The organism is Pseudomonas edaphica (genome assembly GCF_005863185.1).
GTDB lineage: Bacteria > Pseudomonadota > Gammaproteobacteria > Pseudomonadales > Pseudomonadaceae > Aquipseudomonas > Aquipseudomonas edaphica.
On the sequence record NZ_VBVZ01000176.1, the window covers coordinates 1 to 10,587 of the forward strand.

A 10,587-nucleotide genomic window follows, 5' to 3' on the forward strand; every position below is an offset into this window, starting at 1 on the left:
CTCCGAAACCGGATGCTCTACCTGCACACGAGTGTTCATCTCGATGAAGTAGAAGCGGCCGTTCTCGTAGAGGAACTCAAAGGTACCGGCGCCACGGTAGTTGATGTCGATGCACGCCTTGACGCAGCGAGCCAGTACTTCCTGGCGCGCGGTTTCGTCCAGGCCCGGTGCCGGTGCCTCTTCCAGTACCTTCTGGTGACGACGTTGCAGCGAGCAATCGCGGTCGCCCAGGTGGATGGCGTGGCCCTGGCCGTCGGACAGTACCTGCACTTCCACGTGACGTGGGTTGGTCAGGTACTTCTCCAGGTAGACCATCGGGTTGCCGAACCAGGCAGCCGCTTCGGAGCGGGTCTGCTTGGCAGCTTCGATCAGGTCTTCTTCCTTGTGCACCACACGCATGCCGCGACCACCACCGCCACCGGCGGCCTTGATGATCACCGGGTAACCGACTTCGCGACCAATGCGCAGGGCGGTTGCCTCGTCTTCCGGCAGTGGGCCGTCGGAACCTGGAACGGTTGGCACGCCGGCTGCGATCATGGCGTCCTTGGCCGAAACCTTGTCGCCCATCAGGCGGATGGTTTCGGCTTTAGGGCCGATAAAGGCGAAGCCGGATTTTTCCACCTGTTCGGCGAAATCGGCGTTTTCCGCGAGGAAGCCGTAGCCTGGGTGGATGCCATCAGCGCCGGTCACTTCAGCGGCCGCGATGATGTTCGAGACTTTCAGGTACGAGTTCGTGGCCAGTGGCGGGCCGATGCAAATGCTTTCGTCCGCCAGTTTCACGTGCATCAATTCGGTATCGGCCGTCGAGTAAACAGCGACGGTCTTGATGCCCTCTTCCTTACAGGCGCGCAGGATACGCAGCGCGATCTCGCCGCGGTTGGCGATCAGGACTTTTTGCAGTTTCTTCGCAGGTTTCAACATCGAAGGCGCTCCGCGGTTCAAACGATGGTGAACAGCGGCTGGTCGTACTCAACCGGCTGACCGTTTTCTACCAGGATGGATTCGATGACGCCGGCTTTTTCAGCGGTGATGTGGTTCATCATTTTCATCGCTTCAACGATGCAGATGGTGTCGCCCACTTTCACGGTTGCGCCGACTTCAACGAAGGCTGGCGAGGTCGGTGCCGGGGTGCGGTAGAAAGTACCGACCATTGGCGACTTGACCACGAAGCCGTTCAGCGCAGGCGCGGCTGGGGCGGCAGGTGCAGCGGCAGCAGCCGGGGCGGCGGCAGGTGCGGCAGCCGGAGCAGGTGCTTGCATCTGTGGCGCGTAGAACTGTTGAGCCGGGGTCTTGCTGTGGCGGCTGATCCGTACGGACTCTTCGCCTTCCTTGATTTCCAGCTCGTCGATACCGGATTCTTCCAGCAGTTCGATCAGTTTCTTAACTTTACGGATATCCATGAATCATCAACTCCCAAGGGTCGGTCAGGGGCGCTTGGCCGGTTGTTCAAGTTGTTCCAGGGCGGCCTCCAGGGCCAGTCGGTAACCGCTGGCGCCAAGGCCGCAGATCACACCTACTGCTACGTCGGAGAAGTAGGAGTGATGGCGGAAAGCTTCGCGTTTGTGCACGTTCGACAAATGCACTTCGATAAATGGGATGCTCACCGCCAGCAGCGCGTCACGTAATGCAACACTTGTATGCGTAAAAGCGGCGGGATTGATCAGGATAAAGTCCACGCCTTCGCCACGCGCGGCATGGATGCGATCAATCAATTCGTACTCGGCATTGCTTTGCAGGTACAGCAAATGGTGGCCGGCTTCACGCGCCCGGCGTTCCAGATCAAGGTTGATCTGTTCCAGGGTCACCGCCCCGTAGACACCCGGTTCACGGGTACCGAGCAGGTTCAGGTTGGGTCCGTGAAGAACCAGTAAGGTCGCCATCGGCTGTTCCTTGTTATTGATGTGGGTGCGTCAGAACCCGGCGACTATGCCGCAAAGCCTTTGTGACTGTCCAGTTCTATGCAGTAGGCGGCACGATTAGCGATGATTGCGCAAAATTTGTGACTGTGAGGCTGGATTTGGTCAGTGATTGATCGTTCCCACGCTCCGCGTGGGAATGCCGCCCCGGACGCTCCGCGTCCCGCTCTAAAGTCGTGACGCAGAGCGTCACAGGATGCATGACCACGCAGAGCGTGGGCACGATCTCGATCGCATTAAACGCGAAACGCCTGCACGGCAGTGTTCAGTTGCCCACCCAGTTCCAACAGATGCTCACCCTGGCGGCGGCCTTGGCCGATTCGCAGCAGATTATCCTCGCCCAGCTGGTGAATCCGCTCGCTGTTGTCACGAATCTCACTGACGGCGCCACTCTGCTGCGCGGTCACATCGGCGATGCGCACGGCAGTGTCGGAAATGGTCTGGATCGCCCCGACGATTTCATCCAGCGCGCCGTCGGCCGCCTGGGCCTGCTGGGCGGTGGCTTCGGCGTGTTCGACCTGCGCGCGCATGCCCTGCACCGACTGATGGGCGGCGCTTTGCAGGCCGGTGATCAAACCCTGGATTTCAGCGGTGGCGCCCGCCGTGCGCTGGGCCAGGGTGCGCACTTCGTCAGCCACCACGGCAAACCCACGCCCGGCTTCCCCGGCGCGCGCAGCCTCGATGGCGGCGTTGAGGGCCAGCAGGTTGGTCTGGTCGGCAATCGAGCGAATCACGGTGAGCACGCCGCCGATGGTGGCGGATTCTTCCGCGAGTTTTTCGATCATCTGCGCATTTTGCTGCACTTCACCCACCAGTGCGTGCAAGCCGGTGAGGCTCAGGCCGATCACCCGTTGGCCCTGTTCCACGGCCAGGCCTGCACTGCGGCTGGCACCGGCGGCCTGGCTGGCATCGCCGGCCACTTGCTGAATGGTGGCTTCCAGCTCGCCCAGGGAATCGCGGATCTGCGCAGTATCGCCGGCCTGACGCTCGGCCCCGTCGTGCAGGCCACTGCTCAGCTCGGCCAGGGCGCGGCTGCTGCCGGCGACTTGTTCGGCATTTGCGCGAATGGTGCCCACCAGGTCCACCAGGTAAGCGCGCAAGCGGTTCAGCGAGGCTTCAATATCGTGCAGTTCGCGGTTGGTCTTGCCCAGCGCAATCGGCTGGCTGAAATCACCTTCGGCCCAGGTCGACAGGGCGGGCGCGAGGTTGGTCAGCACCCGCGCCAGGCGCCGTTGCAGGGTGTCGATCAGCAGGGCAATCAGCAGGATCAGGCCGATCATCACGCCTTGTAACAGGCGAACTTCGCCCTGGATCCTGGCGTGTTGGGCGCGTACCACCGGCTCCAGGCCGGAGATGGCCTGTTGCACGGCGGCGATTTTTAAATGAGTGGCGGCGGCCAGTGCGGTGCGCTGCTGGATTTGCTCGCGGGTACGCTTGAGTTCGGCGGGGTAGCGGGTCAACAGGCTGTTGAGTTCGCGCTTGAGGTCGACGCCGGTGTCCTGAACTTCGGCTTTCTCGCTGTTTTCCAGGCCCATCATGGCGGAAAAATCATCGGCGCTGGATTCACTGCTGGCCTTGACACCAAGCAATGGCAACCCCGCCAACACGTCGGCCTGAGTGCGGATACTGGCGACCTCGCGCTCCACGTCATCGGCCAACTCCGCGCGCCCGCTGCTGACCAGTTTGTCGCGGGCCAGGGACAGTTTGCCCAGGTGCTGGGACGCGGCCAGCAAGGGCGGCAGGTAGCGAGCGGCGTCTGGTGAGTTGACGCCCGTGGCGTATTGGCTCAGTTGCTCAAGGTTCGCGCCCAGCTCACGTTCGGCTTGCAGCAACAGGGCTTGCGGGTCGCCCGCCAGTTTGCCGGCGGCGAGCAGGTCGGTTTTGCTGAAGGTGTCCAGATCCACCAGGCTGGGGCGCAGGTTTTGCCCAGGTTCTGCCGGCAATTCGTCAAGATGCTGCAACAGGTTTTCCAGGCTTTGACTGGCGCTGCTCAAACGCAGGGCATCGCCGCTGGAGAGGTAATCATCAATGTTGCGTGCGGCCTGGTTCTGAAAGGTCTGCGACAGGCCCAGGTAGCGTTCCATCAGCAGATACGGCCGTTCCAGCGCACGTTGCGACCACCATAGCGTCGCTCCAAGGGCCAGGCACACGGCCACCAGCAGAAGGGTATTGAGATTGGTCAGCAGCTTCAGGCGCATGCGTGGTTTCAACCGACAGCAAAAGATAAGTGCCTGAAGTTATTGCGTTTCCATTACAAAGTTATGACGGATTCGGTGGATTCCGGTGAAAAGGTGGCACTTTGCTTTGATGTACGAGCGGCTTGCACGCGGTTGCGTCCTGCGTCCTTGGCGCGGTACAGCGCCTCGTCGGCCTGGGCAGCCATCATCAGGCTGTCGGAGCCGTCGCACAGCTCCACCAGCCCGGCGCTGAAGGTGCACCATAAATCCTGCGGCTGGGCCGGGTAGTGAATTTCGGCAAAGCGCCCACGGATTTCGTCCAGTACCTTGCAGGCCGACTCCAGGTCGGTGTCGGGCATCACGATGGCGAACTCTTCGCCGCCGTAGCGCCCGATGTAGTCGGTCTTGCGCAGGCGTTGCTTGAGAAACAGCGCCAGGCTCTTGATCACGCGATCGCCCATGGGGTGGCCGTGGCTGTCGTTGACGCGCTTGAAGTGGTCGATGTCGAGCATCGCAAAGCTCAGTGGCTTGTTCTCGCGGCGGGCGCGGAAGCTGCAGTCTTCGAGCAATTGCAGGATATGGGTGTGGTTGTATAGCCCGGTCAGGCTGTCGCGCACCATTCGCGCCTTGAGGTTACGGGCACGGGCGGCTCGGTTGCGCACGGTGGTGATCAGGTGGCGCGGCTTGATCGGCTTGGTGAGGAAGTCGTCGCCGCCTTCGCTCATGGCGTCCAGCTGTTTATCCAGGTCGTCTTCGGCCGACAGGTAGATGATCGGCACACTGACGTACCGGTCGTTGTGGCGAATCACCTTGGCCAGTTCGGTGCCGGTACAGGCAGGCATATACATGTCGAGGATGATCAGGTCCGGCTGGAAATCCGCCAGTTCGGCCATGGCCTGGATCGGTTCGATCAAGGTGCGCGTGACGATGCCGGCGCTGTTGAGCAGGCGCTCGGTGTGCAGCGCTTGTGCCCGCGAGTCATCGATGATCAGCACTTTATAAGGTTCGTACTGCGCGACGCAGGTCAGCACTTCGATCTTTTCCAAGAGGCTCGACGCTTCCAGGGTGCCGGTGAGGAACTCCTGGCCACCGGCGCGCACGGCGGCCAGGCGCGTTGGCGTGTCGGTTTCGTGCAAGCTGAAAAACAGCAGCGGCAGCTTTTGCTCGAGGCCTTCCTGGGCTTCGGCGGCCAGCTTGAGGCCCAGGCCCGCCCCGCAGAAGTCCACATCCATCACAATCGCCGACGGCAGGCGCTCTGCGAGGGAGGCACGAAACGCCGGCACACTGTCCAGGGACTGGGCGCTCATGCCAAAGAATTCCAACTGCTTGGCCAGGCGTTCGGCGCGGTCGTGATCGGCCAGCATCACGTAGATGGGCTTGCGCATCGGCGGCAGTAAGGTTTGTTCCAGCTGATCACCCTGGCGCAGACCGGTGCGGGACAGGCGTTGCATCAGGCGGTTGAGTTCGGTGATGACCTGGCTGCTCAGCCGGCCGCGATTTTCGTCCACCACCTTGAGCGATTCGCCGATGTGTCGTGCCAGCTGGCCGTGTTCCGGCTGTTCGAAACGCTCGGCAAAGCGCAGCAGGCGCAGGTTGGCTTCGCTGAGTTCGGACAAATCGGTGTTCGACCATTCGCTGCGTTGCAGGCGTTGCCAGATCTCAAGAATTTGACGTGCCTGATGAATTACCCGCTGGGCAAAATGGTGCTTGAGACGCTCACGGCTGGGGTCTTCTGGCTCGGTCATATCCTGACTACTAGTGAGGGTGCATGCTGAGGTCGACTGATGGCTCTATGCTAGCACCTCTTTTCTGTTGCATGAGTGTCATACGTCAATTAAGTGCAAGTCTTGGGGATTCAGTTACCGACCCAATGGTCACGCTGCGTAAAAAGCGTGCATCCTTTATAGTCGAACGTCTCCCTCCTGCCACTTTCGGTTAAAAGCCCCGCGCCGATGGGCACGATGGGGTAGGGTTGTGGTCGGAGTGTTTGACCGCACCCGGACAATTGACGTGCATGAACTCAAGTGATTGAAAGGATATCGCCATGCTGGACTGGAAAAACCGTGCAGGCAGTGCCAAAGGCCCCGCCCCTGAGCCAAAGTCGACCCAACGCGGCTACTTTCGCAACCTGCTGATGAGCAAAGCGCTGCTCAGCGTGCTGGCCTTGTACCTGTTGGTCACCGGCGGCCTGGGTTGGTACTGGAGCGAAGAGCCGGCGCTGTTCCCGGTCCAGCAAAACGCCCAGCTTGCCGCCGAGAAGGAAGGCAAGCAGATGGTGATTGGTTACACCACCGTCGAAACCCTCAAGACCGTGGTCGGCACCTTGCTGAACAAGCCTGGTGGCTACATTTCCAACGACCGTTTCCCGCCAGGCCTGTGGATGGATAACATGCCGAGCTGGGAATATGGCGTGCTGGTGCAGGTGCGTGACCTGACCCGCGCCTTGCGTAAAGACTTCGCCCGTTCACAGTCGCAGTCGGCTGAAGACGCGGACCTGGCCAAGGCTGAACCGCGCTTTAACTTCGACAACAAGAGCTGGGTGCTGCCGTCCAGCGAGTCGGAATACCAGGAAGGCATCAACTCCCTGAGCCGCTACGAGGCACGACTGTCCGACCCGAACCAGAAGGGCGCGCTGTTCTATGCCCGCGCCGACAACCTGAACAACTGGCTGGGTGATGTCGCCACGCGCCTGGGTTCGTTGTCGCAACGCCTGTCGGCCAGTGTGGGTCGGGTGAAACTCAACACCGCACTGAAAACCGAGGCGCTGGCGCCGGGTGAAGTGCCGCAGGTTGATGAAGAAGTGGTGGAAACCCCATGGATGCAGATCGACAACGTGTTCTACGAAGCCCGTGGCCAGGCGTGGGCCTTGTCTCACCTGTTGCGCGCGATTGAAGTCGACTTCGCCGACGTGCTGGCCAAGAAAAACGCCACCGTCAGCGTGCGTCAGATCATTCGCGAGCTGGAAGCCTCGCAGGAGCCGGTGTGGAGCCCTATGATTCTTAACGGCAGTGGCTTTGGCATCCTCGCCAACCACTCGTTGGTCATGGCCAACTATATTTCCCGGGCAAACGCTGCAGTTATAGATTTGCGTCAGCTCCTCAACCAGGGGTAATGATGGACGCTTCTCAAAAGGAGGTCGCACACCGTGAGGCCTCTGATGCTGAACTGATCTGCTGGGTGGACGAGCAGGACAACCTGCTCGGCGACCTTGTCAGGTCCGACCTGCGTCAGCGCGGCCTGATCGGCCGTTGCACCTTTATCTTCCTGTTCAATTCCGCCGGTGAACTGTGTGTGCACCGACGCACCCTGAGCAAAGCCCTGTATCCCGGCTTTTGGGACACGGCGGCAGGTGGCATGGTGGCGGCGGGCGAGACCTACGCGGTTTCGGCTGCCCGTGAGCTGGAAGAAGAACTCGGCGTGGGCGGTGTGGAACTGTTCGAGCACGACCACTTCTACTTTGAGGAGGAGGGCAGCCGGCTCTGGTGCAAATCTTACTCGGCAGTCTGGGATGGCCCATTGCGCTTGCAGCCCGAGGAGGTCATGGAAGCGCGGTTTTTGCCCCTTGAAACGGTCCTGCAGGAAGCTCAACAAAAGCCTTACTGCCCGGATGCTCAAGAGGGCTTGCGGCGCTATCTGGCCTCACGTCGCTAAAGTTGCATAAATTGGCGCTATTTGGCTCTTAGCAAGGCGGCTTTTTGCCGTTACACTGCGCGCCTTTTCACCCGAACCGCCTTGGCGTTTCGGTAGCGCTGCCCCTGCCTGAGTGGGGCTTCGCGGTCGGTAAGCTGCCTTTTGTAACGAGAGCCGGGTTCCGATCAGTCTTTGTCCTCCCAAGAGGATTGCCGGTGGCCAAAAAAGCCGCATCCTTCGCCGCCCTTGGTGGCCTGGTATTTTCCACCGACGCAGGTCGACACTGCCCGGACTGTCGTCAGCCCGTGGATTCGTGTACCTGCAAACAGACCCTGATCCCTGAAGGCGACGGCATTGCCCGCGTACGACGCGAGAGCAAAGGCCGTGGCGGCAAGACGGTGACTACCATCACTGGCGTGCCTTTGGCTGAAGAAGCCCTGAAGGAACTGGCTACCACGCTGAAAAAGCGCTGTGGCACCGGTGGCGCGTTGAAAGACGGTGTCATCGAGATCCAGGGCGATCACGTCGAGTTGCTGTTGGCCGAGCTGATCAAGCTGGGTTACAAAGCGAAGAAATCCGGCGGCTAGCAGCCTCTGTGAAACCCACCCCGATGGCCCTTTGCTGAACGCAAACTGTCGTCTCCATGGTTTTCACAGAGCCTGTTCCTGACCGGTGTCTAAACTCTGTCCTGCGAGTGGGGTCTACCTTCCTTACAGGCAAATCGTCATTTTCATTCTTTAGACTTCGCCAGCCTTGCAAGAAGGGCGTGGTGATCTTCGACTTTATATAGGGGACTTCGATGTCCGTACGACGCACACGCAAAGACGATGGCAGCCAATGGACAGTTGCGGACAGCCGCAGTGTTTATGGGATTCGCCATTGGGGGGCCGGGTATTTCGCGATCAATGATGCCGGTCGCGTTGAAGTCCGTCCGAACGGCCCGAACAGCACACCGGTTGATCTGTACGAGCAAGTTGACGAGCTGCGCAAAAGCGGTTTGTCCTTGCCGCTGCTGGTGCGTTTCCCCGACATCCTGCAAGACCGTGTACGCCAGCTGACCGGTGCGTTCGATTCGAACATCGAGCGCCTGGAATACCAGAGCAAGTACACCGCGCTGTACCCGATCAAGGTGAACCAGCAGGAAGCGGTGATCGAGAACATCATCGCCACCCAGAACGTGTCGATCGGCCTGGAAGCCGGCTCCAAGCCTGAGCTGTTGGCCGTGCTGGCCCTGGCGCCGAAGGGCGGCACCATCGTCTGCAACGGTTACAAGGACCGTGAGTTCATCCGCCTCGCGCTGATGGGCCAGAAGCTTGGTCACAATGTGTTTATCGTGATCGAGAAAGAATCCGAAGTCGGCCTGGTGATCGAAGAGGCTGCGAGCCTCAAGGTCAAGCCGCAGGTTGGCCTGCGTGTGCGTTTGTCGTCGCTGGCGTCGAGCAAATGGGCCGACACCGGTGGCGAGAAGTCCAAGTTCGGTTTGTCGGCGGCGCAATTGCTGTCGGTGGTCGAGCGCTTCCGCGCTGCCGGCCTGGACCAGGGCATCCGCCTGCTGCACTTTCATATGGGTTCGCAGATCGCCAACCTGGCCGACTACCAGCACGGTTTCAAGGAAGCCATTCGTTACTACGGCGAATTGCGCAACCTCGGCCTGCCGGTCGACCACATCGATGTGGGTGGCGGCCTGGGCGTGGACTACGACGGCACGCACTCGCGTAATGCCAGCTCGATCAACTACGACATGGACGATTACGCCGGTGTAGTGGTGGGCATGCTCAAGGAATTCTGCGACGCGCAGAGCCTGCCGCACCCGCACATCTTCTCCGAAAGCGGCCGCTCCCTGACCGCCCACCACGCCATGCTGGTGGTACAGGTCACCGACGTTGAAAAACACAACGACGACGTGCCGCAGATCGAGAACAAGGAAAGCCTGCCGGAAACCGTGCAATGGCTGGTGGACCTGCTGGGCCCGACCGACATCGAGATGGTCACCGAGACGTATTGGCGCGCCACTCACTACATGAGCGACGTGGCTACCCAGTACGCCGACGGCAAGCTGACCCTGGCGGAAAAAGCCCTGGCCGAACAGTGTTACTTCGCCGTGTGCCGTCGCCTGCACAACTCGCTCAAAGCCCGCCAGCGCTCGCACCGCCAAGTGCTGGACGAGCTCAACGACAAGCTGGCCGACAAATACATCTGCAACTTCTCGGTGTTCCAGAGCCTGCCGGACACCTGGGCGATCGGCCAGGTGCTGCCGATTCTGCCGCTGCACCGTCTCGACGAAGAGCCGCTGCGCCGCGCCGTGCTGCAAGACCTGACCTGCGACTCCGACGGCAAGATCAAGCAATACGTCGACGAGCAGAGCATCGAGACCAGCCTGCCGGTGCATGGCTTGAACGAAGGTGAAGACTACTTGCTGGGCATCTTCCTGGTGGGCGCTTACCAGGAAATTCTCGGTGACATGCACAACCTGTTCGGTGACACCGACTCGGTAAACATCTACCAGCGTGAAGACGGTTCGGTGTACAGCGCCGGGATCGAGACCCACGACACCATCGAAGACATGCTGCGCTACGTGCACTTGTCGCCGGAGGAGTTGATGACGCACTACCGCGACAAGTGCGCCAGCGCGAAGATCAGTGCCAGCGAGCGTACGCAGTTCCTGGATGCGTTGCGTCTGGGGCTGACGCGTTCGTCCTACCTGTCCTCGTAAGTACACTGCTCCCAGGCTGACAACGATCTCAAAGTGACAGAGATTCAGTGTGGGAGCGGGCTTGCCCGCGATGGCGGTGTATCAGTCCGCACATTCAGGGCTGACACACCGCCATCGCGGGCAAGCCAGCTCCCACATTTGGATTTTCGTT

Annotated in this window: 8 protein-coding genes and 1 pseudogene; 4 read left to right on the plus strand and 5 right to left on the minus strand. The window is 60.6% G+C overall.

From position 1 onward, the window contains the following. The 5 genes and pseudogenes from FEM54_RS13845 to FEM54_RS13870 form a co-directional block, all read right to left on the minus strand. Positions 1 to 921: ATP-binding protein (locus FEM54_RS13845; protein ID WP_138451434.1), on the minus strand; the 921-nt coding region annotated here is incomplete at its 3' end. Positions 922 to 938: 17 nt separating this feature from the next. Next, positions 939 to 1,400, minus strand: coding sequence for an acetyl-CoA carboxylase biotin carboxyl carrier protein (accB, locus tag FEM54_RS13850; RefSeq protein ID WP_017136744.1), 462 nt, complete (start codon positions 1,398 to 1,400; stop codon positions 939 to 941). A gap of 24 nt (positions 1,401 to 1,424) precedes the next feature. Next, the gene (aroQ, locus tag FEM54_RS13855; RefSeq protein WP_017136743.1) at positions 1,425 to 1,880 is read right to left on the minus strand and encodes a type II 3-dehydroquinate dehydratase; all 456 of its coding nucleotides are present in this window, start codon (positions 1,878 to 1,880) and stop codon (positions 1,425 to 1,427) included. Between the two features lie 272 nt (positions 1,881 to 2,152). Beyond that, positions 2,153 to 2,668, minus strand: a pseudogene (locus FEM54_RS35100) (methyl-accepting chemotaxis protein); the annotation flags it as partial. Between the two features lie 1,499 nt (positions 2,669 to 4,167). After that, positions 4,168 to 5,838 (minus strand): response regulator, encoded by a 1,671-nt coding sequence (locus FEM54_RS13870; RefSeq protein ID WP_017136741.1) that lies wholly within the window; start codon positions 5,836 to 5,838, stop codon positions 4,168 to 4,170. 389 nt (positions 5,839 to 6,227) lie between these two features. On the opposite strand from FEM54_RS13870, the gene FEM54_RS13875 reads away from it, so the two are divergent. From FEM54_RS13875 to speA, 4 genes are all read left to right on the plus strand, one after another. Continuing rightward, entirely contained in the window at positions 6,228 to 7,205 is a 978-nt protein-coding gene (locus tag FEM54_RS13875; RefSeq protein ID WP_370589438.1) for a DUF2333 family protein, read from the plus strand. Between the two features lie 2 nt (positions 7,206 to 7,207). Next, a complete protein-coding gene (locus FEM54_RS13880) occupies positions 7,208 to 7,744 on the plus strand; it encodes an NUDIX hydrolase (protein WP_138451438.1) in 537 nt (178 codons plus the stop codon). A gap of 194 nt (positions 7,745 to 7,938) precedes the next feature. Then, a complete protein-coding gene (locus FEM54_RS13885) occupies positions 7,939 to 8,310 on the plus strand; it encodes a translation initiation factor Sui1 (protein WP_012722004.1) in 372 nt (123 codons plus the stop codon). Positions 8,311 to 8,522: 212 nt separating this feature from the next. Continuing rightward, the gene (speA, locus tag FEM54_RS13890; RefSeq protein ID WP_017136738.1) at positions 8,523 to 10,436 is read left to right on the plus strand and encodes an arginine decarboxylase; all 1,914 of its coding nucleotides are present in this window, start codon (positions 8,523 to 8,525) and stop codon (positions 10,434 to 10,436) included. Positions 10,437 to 10,587: the final 151 nt, after the last annotated feature.